This window comes from Planomicrobium okeanokoites (genome assembly GCF_003428875.1).
Classification (GTDB): Bacteria; Bacillota; Bacilli; order Bacillales_A; family Planococcaceae; genus Planococcus; species Planococcus okeanokoites.
Genome location: NZ_QQRS01000019.1, coordinates 1 through 15,405 on the forward strand (window position 1 = coordinate 1; position 15,405 = coordinate 15,405).

Consider the following 15,405-nt stretch of genomic DNA (forward strand, 5'->3'; position numbering starts at 1 on the left):
CCCGAACACGGCAGTTAAGCTCTTTTGCGCCGATGGTAGTTGGGGGATCTCCCCCTGTGAGAGTAGGACGTCGCTGGGCACAGAAAGAAAGGTCGTTACCGCGCAAGCGGTAGCGGCCTTTTTTGTCGTTCATTAACTTAAGTAATTTAAAAATTAATTTGGATAGATAGTTTATTGCTTGTTTCTACATCATTTAATATATACTCTTAAAGTAACTCAGGAGGTTGATAAAATGGTTTCGATTTATGATTACAAAGTAAAAAACTTGCAAGGAGAAATGGAATCCCTTGAAAAGTTTAAAGGGAATGCGTTAGTCATCGTCAATACAGCAAGTAAATGTGGATTGACTCCCCAATTTGAAGAGCTGCAAAAATTGTATGAAAAGCATTCTGGCAAAGATTTTCAAATCCTCGGCTTTCCAAGTTCACAATTCAATAATCAGGAATTTGATAAACAGGATGAAACAATGGAATTCTGTCAGAAGAATTATGGCGTAACGTTTCCGATGTTTGCCAAAACGGATGTTAAAGGAGCAAATGTGGCTCCTCTATTCACTTATTTGACTTCAAAGCATGAGGATATCGAAGCTGAAGAAATCGCATGGAATTTTGCGAAGTTTTTAGTAGATAAAGAAGGCCATGTTATTAAAAGATATTCACCTCAAACTTCGCCGCAGGAAATCGAAGAAGATCTTATGACCATCCTATAAGATTAGTCGGAATACTTTTTCTATTTTTGAATTCTTGACACCCCGCATGCCCACTGATAACCTTACAATAATATTTAATAGGAAGCGGGAGGCGTGTCGATAATGTGGGAATCGAAATTTGTAAAAGAGGGTCTGACTTTTGACGATGTATTGCTTGTTCCAGGACATTCGGAAGTATTGCCGAAAGATGTAAATTTATCTGTGGAGTTAACGCCCAAACTGAAATTGAACATCCCTATCATCAGTGCTGGGATGGACACTGTTACAGAAGCAAAAATGGCGATTTCCATGGCGCGCCAAGGCGGTCTTGGGGTTATTCATAAAAATATGAGCATCGAAGAGCAAGCAGAACATGTGACTACAGTTAAACGTTCGGAAAATGGTGTTATTACCGATCCTTTCTTTTTAACTCCAGATCACCAAGTGTATGATGCAGAACATTTGATGGGTAAATATCGTATTTCTGGTGTGCCGATCGTCAATAACGAGGAAGAATTGAAGTTGGTTGGCATCATTACCAACCGCGATCTCCGCTTTATTCAGGATTATTCATTGAAAATAAATGATGTCATGACGAAAGAAAAATTAGTGACAGCTCCAGTCGGTACTACATTAGAGGATGCAGAGAAGATTCTTCAACAATACAAAATTGAAAAATTGCCGATTGTGGATAATGCAGGAATGCTGAAAGGCTTAATCACAATCAAAGATATCGAGAAGGTCATCGAATTCCCGATTGCAGCAAAAGATTCCCACGGACGCCTCCTTGCCGGTGCAGCAGTCGGTGTCACTTCTGATACGTTGAGACGTGTTGAGCAGCTTGTAAAAGCGCAAGTGGATGTTGTTGTTCTGGATACTGCGCATGGCCACTCGAAAGGAGTCTTGGAAATGGTCAGCGAAATTCGCTCCCAATTCCCTGAACTTACGATTATAGCTGGAAATGTTGCAACAGCAGAAGGAACAAGAGCTCTGATCGAAGCTGGGGCAGACGTGGTCAAAGTGGGTATTGGACCGGGATCCATCTGCACGACGCGTGTCGTAGCTGGTGTTGGCGTTCCTCAGATTACCGCGGTTTATGATTGTGCAACAGAGGCTCGAAAACATGGAAAAGCGATTATCGCCGATGGCGGCATTAAATATTCCGGTGATATCATTAAAGCTCTTGCAGCAGGCGGACATGTCGTAATGCTCGGCAGTTTGCTTGCCGGCACGACGGAAAGCCCAGGAGAAACTGAAATCTTCCAAGGCCGCCGGTTCAAAACTTACCGTGGGATGGGTTCAATCGCTTCTATGGAAAAAGGATCGAAAGACCGTTATTTCCAGGACGAAGCGAAAAAACTGGTACCTGAAGGCATCGAAGGAAGATTGCCTTATAAAGGTCCACTGACTGACACGATCCATCAATTACTTGGCGGTATCCGTGCAGGCATGGGGTATTGCGGAACAAAAGATTTGGAGACTTTGCGCAATGAAGCCCAATTCATCCGTATGACAGGTGCTGGATTGCGCGAAAGCCATCCGCATGATGTCCAGATTACAAAAGAGTCACCAAACTACTCAATATAATAAAAGCTGAACCTTTTAGCACTCTTTTCCATCGTTATGCGCTGGGAAAGAGTGCTTTTTGCATATTTTTATTTCAGGACATTAATAATATGATAGAATAGCATGGGGAAACAGATTAATGGAGGTATAGAGAGATTTGAAGAACGTTTTTAAGATGACAATGTTGCTTACCGTATTAGCTATGTTTATGACTACTATTATCGTTCCACAACAGGCAAGTGCGAACGAATCATTGAATATAATGGCAGATGCCGCTATTTTGGTGGATGCTGAAAGTGGAAAAATCCTATTTGAACAAAATGCTGAAACGCCGCTTGGTGTTGCAAGTATGACAAAAATGATGACGGAATACCTGCTTTTTGAAGCTATTGAAGATGGGCGTATAACTTGGGATCAACAATACAGCGTAACTGATTATACATACCAAATTTCACAGGACAGAGCGCTCAGCAATGTGCCGCTTCGTGCCGACGGAACATATTCCATCAAAGAATTATATGAAGCTTTGGCGATTTATTCAGCTAACGCAGCAACTATCGGCATCGCAGAAACAATTGCCGGAACCGAGGGTGAATTCGTTCGCCTCATGAATAAAAAAGCTGAAGAATTAGGTCTTGAAGACACTAAATTCGTGAACTCGACAGGTCTGAACAATGCCGATTTGAAAGGCATGCATCCGGAAGGAACTGGAGAAACTGACGAAAACGTCATGACTGCACGTTCTGTAGCGAAATTAGCGAGAGCGTTGATGAACGATTACCCTGAAGTTCTTGAAACAACAAGCATTCCCAAAGCGGTTTTCCGCGATGGCACTGATGACAGAACGGAAATGCCGAACTGGAATTTCATGCTTCCAGGGCTTGTTTACGAATATGAAGGTATGGACGGCCTGAAAACAGGTACAACTGATTTTGCCGGACATTCTTTCACTGGTACAGCAAAACGCGATGATGTCCGTTTGATTACTGTGGTAATGAAAGCTGTGGACAGCGAAGGCGTCGGTTCTTATAAAGCACGTTTTGATGCGACCCGCGCATTGATGGATTACGGCTTCGGACAGTTTACAAAACAGGAAATCGTTCCTGCCGGTTATCAATTTGAAGATCAGCAAGCTTTGCCGGTTGCCAAAGGTAAAGAAGATGAAGTCAAGATTGCTGTTAAAGAACCGATTACAATGATGGTACGTTCAAGCGAAAAAGATGCTTATGTACCTGAATTGGTCATTGATGAATCTCTACTTGACAATGGCAAATTGGAAGCGTCGATTGAAAAAGACAAAGTGGTCGGTACCGTTAACCTGACAAAGGAATCGGGATCTGATTACGGTTATTTGGATGGTTCAGCGAGCGGCGCTGAAGTCATTACAACTGAAAGCGTCGAGCGCGCCAACTGGTTTTCCCTTTCCCTGCAGGCAGTTGGAAGCTTCTTCTCCACTATGTGGAATGGCGCTGTTGATTTTGTAAAAGGCCTATTCTAATAAAAAGCAGTTCATCTTATAAAGATGAGCTGCTTTTTGTTTTGCTGATTTTCCAGCTTGCCATAAGCTGATGGATGCCTTCTTCTATTTGCTGTTCAGACAGACCGCCAAAACCGATGACGATGCGGGGAGAAGAACTTTCTGACTTTCTGACGTCATAGGAATGCAGGCCGAAAACCCGGATGCCAGCTGCTTTTGCATGCTCAATCAGCTGTTTCTCACTGAGTGGGGTCTGTACCGTCAAAACGACATGCATTCCTGCTTGCTCCCCTGAAATCTTAACTGCTGGTGCGAATAAAGCCAATTCAGCTGTCAATTTTTCCAGTTTCTTTTTATATAGCTTTCGCATCCGGTTGAGGTGTCTCGAAAAATGTCCTCCTTTCATGAATTGGGCCACGATCTGCTGGTCCAGCCTTGGTACGGAAGACGAGTAATGCAGAAAGGTTTTATTGTATTCGGTGAGCAATGTGTTTGGCAATACCATATAGGCGATACGGAGTGAGGGCATCAGCGATTTTGAAAAAGTACTGATATAGACAACCCGGCCGCTCAGGTCCATGCTTTGCAAGGCGGGAATCGGACGACTGGTATAGCGGAATTCACTGTCATAATCATCTTCAATGATGTAACGTCCAGGCTTGGCAGTCGCCCAGTTCAATAATTGGGCGCGCCGGGTAGCACTTAAGACAGAGCCTGTCGGAAACTGGTGGGAAGGGGTGACATACGCCACATCTACCGGTGAAGCTTCCAATTCTTCCATATTGATGCCGTCTTCATCGATGCTGATCGGCAATGACTTCCGGTCGTGGTGGCTGAAAATGCTGTGGGTGAGGGCGTATCCAGGATTTTCAAAGCCGAAAATCAGGTTTTTATTGAGCAGCCGGATCAATAGCGGCATCAATTGCTCTGTCCCTGAACCGATGATGATTTGGTTTGGCTGGCAGACCACTCCCCGTGACTGGAACAGATAGCGGGCAATTTCCTGCCGCAGTATGTCATCGCCTTGCGGATGGCCGGATAACAGGAATTCGCCGTTCGACTCATCGAGAACTTCCTTGGCCAATTTGCGCCACGTGGAAAAAGGGAAGGATTCCGTATCGATCTGTGCTGGATTAAAATCAAATTGATAATCGATCTTTTCTGGTATCACCGGTTCCTCCTGCGGCAAATCGAGGTAAGCCAATTCTTCGACTGCCTGGGCATAATAGCCTTTTCGAGGCCGTGATTCAATAAAACCTTCCGCTACCAGCTGACCATAAGCCAGTTCTACCGTTGTTTGGCTGATATCCAGGAATTCAGCCAGTTTCCGTTTGCTCGGCAATTTGGTCTCGACGGATATTTTGCCGTCGATGATGGCCTGTTTGATTTCGATGTAGAGTTGTTTGTAGATGGGGGTGGTGCTTTTTTTCTTTAATTGGAACATGAGCATGTCCATTTCTATTCCTCCAAACTGGCATCTTTGTATTTTGAATTTCGTGACTAATTACAAGGTCAGAATAAGTATAACGGAAAGGGACAGTTTCGACAAAACTGGCTAACTGCAAGGGCCTCTTGCCAAAAAGATGAGATTATAGTAAAGTATGATTAATTTCAAAGAAGAAACGTTGATGGGAATTAGTAGGACGTCTGTTTTTCCAAAGAGAGCCGGTGGTTGGTGCGAACCGGTGAAAAACGCGTTTGAATCCACCCCGGAGTTGCATGGCGAAATAAGCCATTGCCGGTTTTAATGCCGTTATGTGATGAAGAGAATCGGAGATTTTTCCGGTTAATCAGGGTGGCAACGCGGGTAGCTCTCGTCCCTTTCACAGGGATGTGGGCTATTTTTGTTGTCTTTTTTCCATTTGCGCCAAAAACAAGAGGAGGAATTTATCATGTTGGACATCCGATTTGTACGGGACAATTTTGAAGAAGTGAAGAGCAAGCTTGCGAAGCGGGGAGAGGATATTTCCGTTTTGGAAGATTTCCAGCCGCTTGATGCCAAGCGCCGGGAGTTGATTGCGCAGACGGAGAAGTTGAAAGCCGAGCGCAACGAGGCTTCCCAGAATATCGCAGTCATGAAACGCAATAAAGAAAATGCCGACGAAGCCATTGCGAAAATGCGTGAAGTGGGCGACAAGATCAAGACAATCGACGATGAATTACGCGAAGTTGAAGAGCGCCTGAACTATATCATGATGCGCGTGCCGAATATTCCGCACGACAGCGTTCCGCTTGGCGATTCTGAAGATGATAACGAAGAAATTCGCGTTTGGGGCGACAAGCCGGAATTCGGCTATGAAGCGAAACCGCATTGGGATATTGCAACAGACTTGAACATCGTCGATTTTGAACGCGCAGCGAAAGTGACAGGGAGTCGTTTTGTGTTCTATCGCGGCCTGGGAGCACGCCTTGAACGCGCTTTGATCAACTTCATGATGGACCTTCACCAGGAAGAACATGATTACGAAGAAATGCTGCCGCCTTATCTGGTCAACCGTGAAAGTCTGACGGGCACCGGGCAATTGCCGAAATTCGAGGAAGATGCTTTCCTCATCGAAAAAGAGGATTATTTCCTGATTCCGACTTCTGAAGTGCCGGTGACGAACTTTTACCGCGACGAAATCCTGACAGGCGACATGCTGCCGCAGGCATTTGCTTCTTACAGCGCGAATTTCCGCTCTGAAGCGGGTTCTGCAGGGCGCGACACACGGGGATTGATTCGTCAGCATCAATTCAATAAAGTCGAGCTGGTGCGCTTTGTGAAGCCGGAAGAATCTTACGATGAGCTGGAGAAATTGACGGGCCACGCTGAGAAAGTGCTTCAATTATTGGGTCTTCCATACCGTGTGCTGAAAATGTGTACAGCGGATCTTGGATTTACGGCAGCGAAGAAATACGATATCGAAGTGTGGATTCCGAGCCAGGAAATGTACCGCGAAATTTCTTCTTGCAGTAATTTCGAAGATTTCCAGGCAAGACGCGCCAATATCAAATTCCGCCGCGAAGCAGGCGGCAAGCCTGAATTCGTTCATACATTGAACGGCAGTGGCCTGGCAATCGGCCGTACTGTTGCAGCTTTGCTTGAAAACTTCCAGCAGGAAGACGGCTCTGTCCGCATTCCGGAAGTGCTGCGTCCTTATATGAGCGGCAAAGAATTCATCAAATAAAACCTGAAGGCTCCGTAAGCATCACGCTTATGGAGCTTTCTTTTTATTGGCGGAAAAGACGGGGTTCATTGATGGCAGAACGGGTATGGGTAAGCAGGAGAATTGAAAGGGGTTTTTGATGTGGAGAATCTTTCTTTTCAATCGGTTGAAACGAATGGAGTCACGCTGCATACGGCTGTAGCGGGTCCGGAAGACGGACCGCTGGTGATCCTGCTGCATGGCTTTCCGGAATTCTGGTATGGGTGGAAGCATCAGATCGACGCTTTAGCGAAACAGGGCTACCGGGTGATGGCACCGGATCAGCGGGGCTATAATCGGAGCAGTAAACCGCCGGGAGCAGAGAATTATACGTTAAATGATCTGCGGGACGACATCGCGGGTCTGATCGAGCAGAGCGGAAAAGAAAAAGCGTTTGTGGTCGGACATGATTGGGGCGGCGCGGTTGCCTGGCAGCTGGCTGCGACCAGGCCTGAGCTGGTGGAAAAGATGATTGCCGTTAATATTCCGCATCCGCAGGCGATGCCGAAAGTGATGATGCGAAATCCTATGCAATGGGTGAAAAGTTCGTATATGCTGTATTTTCAAATTCCCAAGCTGCCGGAAGCGATGATGGCAGCGGAAGATTTCAGTTTCATGAAACAGGCGATGGCGGGCACCAGCCGGAAAAACACGTTTTCTGAGGAAGATCTTGAACGGTACGGGGAAGCATGGGCACAGCCGGGAGCACTGACCGGAATGCTGAATTGGTACCGGGCATTGCCGAAAGGAAGCTTCCGCCAGACGCCGAAGAGGAAGATCGACGTGCCTGTAAGGATTCTGTGGGGAGTCGGCGATCAGTTTCTATCGTTGCAATTGGCGAAGGAAAGCCTGACTTTCTGCAAGGATGCAGAATTGGTGCTGATCGGGCATGCTACCCACTGGGTGCATCATGAGCAGCCGGAGATTTTGAACCGGCTGATTATGGAATTTCTGGACGAAGAAAAAACGGAAACTCTATAGGAGCTTCCGTTTTTTCTTTTTCTCCCGCAAGGCGCGGAAAAACTGTGTGAGCAGCCCCCCACATTCGTCAGCCAGTACATTTTCTTTTACCTCGCATTGATGATTGAAGCGTTCATCGTTCAATAACCTGTACAGGGAATCGACCGATCCCGCTTTCACGTCCCGTGCACCGTAGACAACTCTCGGAATCCGGGATTGCAGAATAGCGCCTGCACACATCGGACAAGGCTCTAACGTTACGTAAAGGATCGTGTTTTCCAGCCGCCAGCTGCCAAGTTCTTCACAGGCCTGCTGTATTGCCAGCAACTCCGCATGGGTGACGGCATTCTGTGTCGTTTCCCGCAGGTTATGCGCACGCGCAATCACTTCACCGTCGCGGACGATGACGGCGCCGATGGGCACTTCTCCTTTGGCCGCCGCTTTATTTGCTTCTTCTATCGCCATTTTCATATAATGCTGGTCGAGTTCCAAGCCGTTCATCATGCATCTCTCCTTAAGCTCAGTTTAGCATCTTTCTTTAAAATGAGGCAGTCAGATTTCCTTCCAGAGGGCGACAAACTGAAAATTGAGGATTAAAATAAATTAAGAAGAAATTTGATGAGGAGCGTATCCTATGAAAAAGAAACAAAAAAAGCTATATAAAAAAGAACACAAGAAGGAAACACTTCCTCATCTATTGGGCCGTTATGTTGCCATGCTGATCGGCGCGACGATGGCTGCAGCATCCATCGAGCTTTTTTTAGTGCCGAACGCTATTATTGACGGCGGGATCATCGGGGTTTCATTGATCCTGGATTATCTGACCGAACTGCCTTTCGGGCTGCTGCTGGTCGCCATCAACTTGCCGTTCCTGTTTTTCGGCTATAAGCATATCGGACGGAATTTCTTTCTGTCCTCCATTTTTTCAATTGTGGCCTTGGCGCTTGTCGAAATTCCGATGCATAAATTCGAACCATTTGTCGATGATCCATTGCTTGCTACGGTATTCGGGGGTTTATTGCTTGGAGCGGGGGTCGGCATCGTCATCCGAAACGGCGGCGCGCTCGACGGTACGGAGATTCTTGGCATCCTATTGAGCCGGAAACTGCCTTTTTCTGTCGGGGAATTCGTCATGTTCACCAATATCTTCATCTTCAGCTGGGCCGGATTCGTTCTCGGCTGGCAGCAGGCGATGTATTCGATCCTGACTTATTATATCGCTTCGAAAACAATTGATGCGGTGATCCAGGGATTGAACGATACAAAATCGGTCTTCATCGTTTCGGATGAATTCGAGGAACTGGGATCGGCCATCAATGACCGCCTCGGAAGAAGCGTCACGAAGCTCCACGGCAAGGGCGGCTATAACGAGAACGAGAAAGATGTCATTTATCTGGTCGTCACGAGGCTCGAGATTTCAAAATTGAAACAGGTCGTACATGACATTGATCCGAAGGCGTTCCTGACCATCATGAGCACCCAGGAAGTCCACGGCGGAACATTCAAAGCACCCATCCATTAATTTGGCGGGTGCTTTTTGCCTCTACTTTTCAAGTTCTGTCTATGGTAAAATTAAGGTCAACGAACGTACATGAAAAGAAAAAGGGGGGCTTCGGATGCCGGTGCCATTTATCACAGTAGAAGGGCCGATTGGCGTAGGGAAAACATCGTTGAGTAAAGCGATTGCTGATCAGAATCAATTCAAATTACTTAAAGAAATCGTGGATGAAAATCCGTTTTTAAATAAATTCTATGAAGACATCGAAGAATGGAGCTTCCAGACGGAAATGTTCTTTCTTTGCAATCGCTACAAGCAATTGACTGATATACAGAAGAAGTTCATCTCGAAACAGGACTCGGTTGTAGCCGATTACCACATCTTTAAAAACCTCATCTTCGCCAAGCGCACATTGCCGCCCGAAGAATATGCGAAATACGAGGAAATCTACAAAATCCTGACAGCCGACATGCCGAAGCCGAATATGGTCATTTACCTGCATGCCAGCCTTGATACCCTGATGAAACGCATCAAACTCCGCGGCCGTGAATTCGAAACGATGATTACAGCCGATTACATGGAGCAGCTTGCTGCCGATTACCACGAGTTCATCGAGCATTTCGAACGTACGCATCCTGAAATCCCTGTGCTCCGCTTCAACGGAGATGAAATAGATTTTGTACAAAATGAAAGGGATCTGCAGCTGATCCTATCCAAGGTAGACGATACGCTACAACAAAGGAGTTTGACGATATGAATTTACGCGAAAAATATGGTATTCCGGCAAATGCGGTCATCACGATTGCAGGAACAGTCGGCGTCGGCAAATCGACAATGACAAAGGCTTTGGCAGATGCGCTTCAATTCCGCACTTCTTTCGAGAAAGTGGATTCGAACCCGTACCTGGACCTATTCTACGATGATTTTGAAAAATGGAGCTTCCATTTACAGATTTATTTCCTCGCTGAACGCTTCAAGGAGCAAAAGCGCATGTTCGAATATGGCGGCGGCTTTATCCAGGATCGTTCAATCTACGAAGATACCGGCATTTTCGCCAAGATGCATTGGGATAAAGGCACGATGAACAACGTGGATTACGAAACGTATACCAATCTTTTTGAAGCCATGGTGATGACCCCTTATTTCCCGCATCCGGATTTATTGATCTACCTCGAAGGTTCAATCGATGACATCATCGGGCGCATCCAGGAACGCGGACGCCAGATGGAACAGCAGACACCGATCGACTATTGGGTTGAAATGCATCAGCGCTACGAAAACTGGATCAACACATTCAACGGTTGCCCGGTATTGCGTCTGAATATCAACGATTACGACTTGCTGAACGATCCGGAATGTTCCGAGCAGATCGTTGAACGCATCGGCAACTTCATGCAGCAGGCTTTGGTGCTGCGCAAATAAAAAATAGAAACAGTGGGCGGATTATGAAATCTGCCCACTGTTTTTTAAAATTTTTTGGGTGCTTGGGTTTGTCGGAGCTGTGCTGGCTTATGACCCGAAGAGCTTAACGGGCGCTTGCGCTTTTCCAGTGTCCAGACTCCAGCGGCCCAGCTCTTCGGGTCATAAGCCAGTCCAGCTCCGTGGCAAAGGACGCCACTCTGCTGTTCTGTCTTATGCCTTTCAGAGCTGATCGGGCGCTTGCGCTTTTCGGTGTCCAGACTCCAACGGCCAACTCCTCGAGTCGTAAGCCACTTTGGCTGTGCGGCTGAAAAGATGCCGCTTCGCCAAAGCGTCTTACGCTAGTCGGAGCTGAGCGGCAGTTTCCGCTTTTCCAGTGTCCAGACTCCAGCGGCCCAGCTCTTCGGGTCATAAGCCATATCAGCTGCCGTGGCAAAGAACGCCACTCTGCTGATCCGTCTTATGCCTTTCAGAGCTAAACGGGCGCTGTCGCTTTTCGTTATTTCCCGGGAAATATAAAAGAGGCTCTCCGCTGGGAAAGCCTCATAAAAATAATATTTAATCGAATCTAAATTTTCAGTCACATATGGGTTAAGAAAAATTCGCTACTTTCGTAACGAATCCAATCTCGAATTTATATGCGCGTAAATTCAAAAAATGGAGGAGGAAGAGGGATTCGAACCCCCGCGGGATTTGACTCCCCTGTCGGTTTTCAAGACCGATCCCTTCAGCCAAACTTGGGTATTCCTCCGTATCAGACAAGAATTAATTTAACACGGATCAATAAATACTGTCAACACTTTCGTTTAATTTTTTTTGGGTTTTTCTATTTTATTCGAAAAGAGCAGGTTTGCCGCCTTTTCTCACAACAATTTCAAAGGATATAGCCTTTCGGATTGATTTTTTCGTGAATAATTCGTATACTAGTAAATGCCGTGCTAGGTGGGAAGATAGCGGTGTCCTGTAACCTGCAATCCGCTTTAGCAGGACTGAATTCCTTTCTGAGGCTGTTTGTATGTAAGGTCTGCCTCTTGCACGTAGTGTTGACATCTGGGTCCTGCGCAATGGAATCCCATGAACCATGTCAGGTCCGGAAGGAAGCAGCATTAAGTGGAACATTCCATGTGCCGCGGGATCGCCTAGATCGAGCCAGCGACAAGGGTAACGCTTATGTGCAGCAGTCGAAGAAAGGTGCACGGCATTAAAATTATAATCAGAACCTGTCCGCTTATTGCGGGCAGGTTTTTTGTTTCATTCAAACGAAAGACGTCCGAAAACCTTAAGGGAAAAGGCCGATTTATGGTATAATGGAAGGACGAAAAACTTATTTTCCAAAAGGAGAGAAAACCGTTGGCGTATCAAGCTTTTTACCGTGTATACAGACCCCAGTCCTTTTCAGAGATGACCGGTCAGGTGCATGTCAAACAAACCCTTCAAAATGCTCTCCTTTACAATAAAACGACTCACGCTTACTTGTTTTCCGGCCCTCGGGGTACAGGGAAGACGAGTGCGGCAAAGATTTTTGCCAAAGCGCTGAACTGTGAAAGGGCGCCGGTTTCCGAACCCTGCAATGAATGTTCTTCCTGTCTGAGCATTATGGAAGGATCCAACACGGATGTCATCGAATTCGATGCGGCCTCCAATTCGCGGGTTGAGGAAATGCGGGAAATCATTGAGAAGGTCCGTTTTTCTCCTGCGAATTCACGGTTTAAAATTTACATCATCGATGAAGTCCATATGTTATCCAACAGCGCATTCAACGCGCTCTTGAAAACACTTGAAGAACCGCCGGAACACGTCGTCTTCATCCTGGCGACCACTGAACCGCATAAATTGCCGTTGACAATAATTTCCCGGTGTCAGCGCTTCGACTTTAAATCACATACACAAGCGGATATCGTCTTGCGTATGGTGGAAGTGCTAAATGATGCAAATATTCCATACAATGAGCAGGTACTGAAAATCATTGCGCAGGCGGCAGCCGGCGGAATGCGGGATGCCCTCAGCCTCCTTGATCAGGTTGTGTCATTCAGCGGAGACGAAATGACCATCGAAGATGCGCTGCTGGTGACAGGGTCGATCAGCCAGGACATGTTTTATTCGATTGCTGAGGCCTTATTGGCAAAAGACATCGGCCAGGCTTTGACTTTATTGGAACAATTGGTGCGCGACGGCAAGGATCCGGTACGGCTGGTGGAAGATTTCATCACCTTCTTCCGCGATCTGCTGCTGATTCAAACGGCGCCCGATCTGCACGATATGCTGGAACTTGCCAGCCACGAACCCCGTTTTGAGGAATTGGCGAAACGATTCGAACCTGCGACGCTTTATCTCTGGATCGACATCATGACCAAGACCCAGCAGGAAATGCGGTTTTCCAATCACACTAAGATCTATATGGAAACAGCGTTGCTGAAAATGGTGCAGGCGGAAACGCCGGTACTGGCAATGAATTCAGCAGCAGCTTCTCCTGAACTCGAAGCGAAAGTGTCGACACTTGAGCAGCTTGTCCGCGAATTGCAGCAGCAGCTGAAAAATGGCGGCGGCGGATCAGCGGTGGCAGCTCCTGCCGAACAGAAAAAGCGGCAGCGTGTACAGAGCGGCTTTAAAATTCCGACAGGCCGTATACAGGACGTGCTGAAAAACGCGACTAAACCGGATATCCAAGCCATCAAGACGAATTGGGCGACGGTCATGGGCCAGCTCCAGAAATCCCATTCGGCTTTATTGAATGAAGCGGAGCCGGTAGCGGCATCAAGTGATGCATTTGTGTTAAAATTCAAGTATGATATTCATTGCCAGATGGCATCAGAAAACCAGACTTTCGCAACGGCTTTCAGCCAGTTGCTGGAGCAGTATACAGGTAAAGCGTATACGCCGGTTTACGTTCCTGATGCAAGTTGGCTGAAAATCCGTGAAGAATTCATCAGAAACAGCGGATTGAAAGCGGGCACTGAAGACAGCCAGGCGGATACTGAAGAAGAAAACCCGTTCTCCCAGGAAGGCGCGGCAGCGGAAGAAGATCCGTTCATCGCTGAAGCGGAGCGGCTTTTCGGAAAAGATTTCGTCGAAGTTCATGAAGACTGACAAACAAACATATTAGGAGGAATACATTATGCGCGGTGGCGGAAATATGCAAGGTATGATGAAACAAATGCAGAAAATGCAAAAACAGATGGCTGAGGCTCAGGAAGAGCTTGGCACGATGAAATTTGAGGGAGCAGCTGGCGGCGGAATGGTCAAAGTCACTGTTTCTGGACATAAAGAAGTATTGGACATCGTTATGGATCCATCAGTTGTAGACCCGGAAGATGTTGAAATGCTGCAGGATCTATTGGTGGTTGCAACAAACGAAGCATTCAAGAAAGCGGACGAACACGCGAATTCCACAATGGGGAAATTCACGAAGGGCTTAAATATCCCAGGAATGTTCTAGGAGGCAATAATTATGCATTATCCGGAACCAATATCGAAGTTAATGGAGAGTTTTATGAAATTGCCAGGGATTGGGCCGAAAACAGCGGCCCGTCTGGCATTTTTTGTGCTTGGAATGAAAGAGGACACGGTGCTTGATTTTGCGAAAGCGCTCGTTGACGCAAAGCGGAACCTTAGTTTCTGCTCAGTATGCGGCCATATCACGGACGTTGATCCCTGCCACATTTGCCAGGACCAAAAACGTGATCGCACAACGATTTGTGTGGTACAGGATCCGAAAGACGTAATCGCCATGGAGAAAATGCGTGATTACACCGGTTTGTACCACGTATTGCAAGGAGCCATCTCTCCAATGGAAGGGATTGGCCCGGAAGATATCAATGTACCATCTTTGCTGAAACGTTTGCAGGATGAACAAGTTGATGAATTGATCTTGGCTACGAATCCCACCATTGAAGGTGAAGCGACAGCGATGTACATCTCGCGGCTGGTCAGACCTTCAGGCATCAAAACAACTCGTATCGCACATGGGCTGCCTGTTGGCGGAGACCTTGAGTATGCGGATGAAGTAACTTTATCGAAAGCGCTCGAAGGCCGGCGCGAGTTATAATAGAGGAGATCGACGAATGCTGTTTTCAAAAAGAGGGAAATTAAAGAAAGAGTTCGACGAGCAGTTGATTTCCCACTTCTTCGCCGCTAAGCAAGAGTTGCAAGTGGCTAAAGAAATGGAAGAAATGTCTGACGATTATGATTTGTATATAATTGCTAAACGAAAAATCGCTGAGAGTAAGCATTTGTTTCTATTAAAGGAAGCAAGGCTGCGTGAAGTGAAAATCAAGTGAGGGCAAAGGGTTCTATTCCTTCGTCTTCACTTTTCTTTTTTGCTGCTTATATAGAAGGAAAATGAAAAACCAAGGAATTACTTTTTAAATATAATTTTATTTGGAAAATCTGTTGACAGTATCGCCGCTATGCTTTAGTATTGTAGAAGTCGTCAAGAACGACGGCAAACATGAACCTTGAAAACTGAACAGCAAAACGTCAACAAACAATCTACTGATCAGTGCAAACAGATCAAAGCGAATCGTGCGTTCTTCGGAACGGCGATGCGCCAGCAGTATTGAGCAATCAACTACTTCTATAATGGAGAGTTTGATCCTGGCTCAGGACGAACGCT

Annotated in this window: 14 protein-coding genes, 1 tRNA gene, 1 rRNA gene, 1 other RNA gene and 1 other annotated feature; of the genes, 14 read left to right on the forward strand and 3 right to left on the reverse strand. The window is 46.5% G+C overall.

Features of this window, described 5'->3' with window-relative positions:
* The 4 genes from rrf to D2910_RS16420 all read left to right on the forward strand — a co-directional run.
* Window positions 1–79: ribosomal RNA gene (gene rrf / locus D2910_RS17120) — 5S ribosomal RNA — on the forward strand; the annotation flags it as partial.
* A 153-nt stretch (window positions 80–232) separates the two neighbouring features.
* Window positions 233–709 carry a glutathione peroxidase gene (locus D2910_RS16410; RefSeq protein WP_117314259.1) on the forward strand — a complete coding sequence of 159 codons (477 nt, stop codon included), beginning with the start codon at window positions 233–235 and terminating at the stop codon, window positions 707–709.
* 102 nt (window positions 710–811) lie between these two features.
* Complete coding sequence (guaB, locus tag D2910_RS16415; protein ID WP_084242161.1) at window positions 812–2,275, forward strand: IMP dehydrogenase; 1,464 nt, start codon at window positions 812–814, stop codon at window positions 2,273–2,275.
* Between the two features lie 136 nt (window positions 2,276–2,411).
* Complete coding sequence (locus D2910_RS16420) at window positions 2,412–3,752, forward strand: serine hydrolase (protein WP_276310427.1); 1,341 nt, start codon at window positions 2,412–2,414, stop codon at window positions 3,750–3,752.
* A gap of 16 nt (window positions 3,753–3,768) precedes the next feature.
* Here D2910_RS16420 and pdxR read toward each other — a convergent pair whose 3' ends face one another.
* Window positions 3,769–5,187, reverse strand: coding sequence for a MocR-like pyridoxine biosynthesis transcription factor PdxR (gene pdxR / locus D2910_RS16425; protein ID WP_117314260.1), 1,419 nt, complete (start codon window positions 5,185–5,187; stop codon window positions 3,769–3,771).
* A gap of 160 nt (window positions 5,188–5,347) precedes the next feature.
* Window positions 5,348–5,556 (forward strand) — a binding site (T-box leader).
* 67 nt (window positions 5,557–5,623) lie between these two features.
* Between pdxR and serS the strand changes: the two genes are divergently transcribed.
* Together serS and D2910_RS16435 are read left to right on the forward strand one after the other, a co-directional pair.
* Window positions 5,624–6,898, forward strand: a complete 1,275-nt coding sequence (gene serS, locus D2910_RS16430) for a serine--tRNA ligase (protein ID WP_117314261.1) — start codon at window positions 5,624–5,626, stop codon at window positions 6,896–6,898.
* A 120-nt stretch (window positions 6,899–7,018) separates the two neighbouring features.
* The gene (locus tag D2910_RS16435; RefSeq protein ID WP_117314262.1) at window positions 7,019–7,897 is read left to right on the forward strand and encodes an alpha/beta fold hydrolase; all 879 of its coding nucleotides are present in this window, start codon (window positions 7,019–7,021) and stop codon (window positions 7,895–7,897) included.
* On the opposite strand, the gene tadA is transcribed toward D2910_RS16435, so the two are convergent.
* Window positions 7,892–8,377, reverse strand: coding sequence for a tRNA adenosine(34) deaminase TadA (gene tadA / locus D2910_RS16440; RefSeq protein WP_117314263.1), 486 nt, complete (start codon window positions 8,375–8,377; stop codon window positions 7,892–7,894). The two genes, D2910_RS16435 and tadA, sit on opposite strands and share 6 nt — an antisense overlap.
* A gap of 133 nt (window positions 8,378–8,510) precedes the next feature.
* Between tadA and D2910_RS16445 the strand changes: the two genes are divergently transcribed.
* From D2910_RS16445 to D2910_RS16455, 3 genes are all read left to right on the forward strand, one after another.
* Window positions 8,511–9,398 carry a YitT family protein gene (locus tag D2910_RS16445; protein ID WP_117314264.1) on the forward strand — a complete coding sequence of 296 codons (888 nt, stop codon included), beginning with the start codon at window positions 8,511–8,513 and terminating at the stop codon, window positions 9,396–9,398.
* Window positions 9,399–9,492: 94 nt separating this feature from the next.
* Window positions 9,493–10,131: a deoxynucleoside kinase gene (locus D2910_RS16450; RefSeq protein ID WP_117314265.1), complete on the forward strand. Its 639-nt coding sequence runs from the start codon at window positions 9,493–9,495 to the stop codon at window positions 10,129–10,131.
* Window positions 10,128–10,796: a deoxynucleoside kinase gene (locus D2910_RS16455; RefSeq protein ID WP_084242153.1), complete on the forward strand. Its 669-nt coding sequence runs from the start codon at window positions 10,128–10,130 to the stop codon at window positions 10,794–10,796. Before D2910_RS16450 ends, D2910_RS16455 begins: the two co-directional genes overlap by 4 nt.
* A 655-nt stretch (window positions 10,797–11,451) precedes the next feature.
* Here the strand turns inward: D2910_RS16455 and D2910_RS16465 are convergent.
* Window positions 11,452–11,544: transfer RNA gene (locus tag D2910_RS16465), tRNA-Ser, on the reverse strand.
* 182 nt (window positions 11,545–11,726) lie between these two features.
* On the opposite strand from D2910_RS16465, the gene ffs reads away from it, so the two are divergent.
* The 5 genes from ffs (at window position 11,727) to D2910_RS16490 (ending at window position 15,070) form a co-directional block, all read left to right on the forward strand.
* An RNA gene (gene ffs / locus D2910_RS16470) (signal recognition particle sRNA large type) lies at window positions 11,727–11,992 on the forward strand.
* 151 nt (window positions 11,993–12,143) lie between these two features.
* Complete coding sequence (gene dnaX, locus D2910_RS16475; protein WP_117314267.1) at window positions 12,144–13,880, forward strand: DNA polymerase III subunit gamma/tau; 1,737 nt, start codon at window positions 12,144–12,146, stop codon at window positions 13,878–13,880.
* Window positions 13,881–13,908: 28 nt separating this feature from the next.
* Entirely contained in the window at window positions 13,909–14,229 is a 321-nt protein-coding gene (locus D2910_RS16480) for a YbaB/EbfC family nucleoid-associated protein (RefSeq protein ID WP_033543506.1), read from the forward strand.
* 12 nt (window positions 14,230–14,241) lie between these two features.
* Window positions 14,242–14,838, forward strand: coding sequence for a recombination mediator RecR (gene recR, locus D2910_RS16485; protein WP_084242151.1), 597 nt, complete (start codon window positions 14,242–14,244; stop codon window positions 14,836–14,838).
* 16 nt (window positions 14,839–14,854) lie between these two features.
* Complete coding sequence (locus D2910_RS16490) at window positions 14,855–15,070, forward strand: YaaL family protein (protein ID WP_084242150.1); 216 nt, start codon at window positions 14,855–14,857, stop codon at window positions 15,068–15,070.
* The last annotated feature ends 335 nt before the right edge of the window (window positions 15,071–15,405 follow it).

What these genes read in the sequence shown, in the direction of transcription:
- D2910_RS16410 (WP_117314259.1), top strand. Translation starts at nt 233, where the DNA reads ATGGTTTCGATTTATGATTACAAAGTAAAAAACTTGCAAGGAGAAATG.
- guaB (WP_084242161.1), top strand. Translation starts at nt 812, where the DNA reads ATGTGGGAATCGAAATTTGTAAAAGAGGGTCTGACTTTTGACGATGTA.
- pdxR (WP_117314260.1), bottom strand. Translation starts at nt 5,187, where the DNA reads ATGGACATGCTCATGTTCCAATTAAAGAAAAAAAGCACCACCCCCATC.
- serS (WP_117314261.1), top strand. Translation starts at nt 5,624, where the DNA reads ATGTTGGACATCCGATTTGTACGGGACAATTTTGAAGAAGTGAAGAGC.
- tadA (WP_117314263.1), bottom strand. Translation starts at nt 8,377, where the DNA reads ATGAACGGCTTGGAACTCGACCAGCATTATATGAAAATGGCGATAGAA.
- D2910_RS16445 (WP_117314264.1), top strand. Translation starts at nt 8,511, where the DNA reads ATGAAAAAGAAACAAAAAAAGCTATATAAAAAAGAACACAAGAAGGAA.
- D2910_RS16450 (WP_117314265.1), top strand. Translation starts at nt 9,493, where the DNA reads ATGCCGGTGCCATTTATCACAGTAGAAGGGCCGATTGGCGTAGGGAAA.
- D2910_RS16455 (WP_084242153.1), top strand. Translation starts at nt 10,128, where the DNA reads ATGAATTTACGCGAAAAATATGGTATTCCGGCAAATGCGGTCATCACG.
- D2910_RS16480 (WP_033543506.1), top strand. Translation starts at nt 13,909, where the DNA reads ATGCGCGGTGGCGGAAATATGCAAGGTATGATGAAACAAATGCAGAAA.
- recR (WP_084242151.1), top strand. Translation starts at nt 14,242, where the DNA reads ATGCATTATCCGGAACCAATATCGAAGTTAATGGAGAGTTTTATGAAA.
- D2910_RS16490 (WP_084242150.1), top strand. Translation starts at nt 14,855, where the DNA reads ATGCTGTTTTCAAAAAGAGGGAAATTAAAGAAAGAGTTCGACGAGCAG.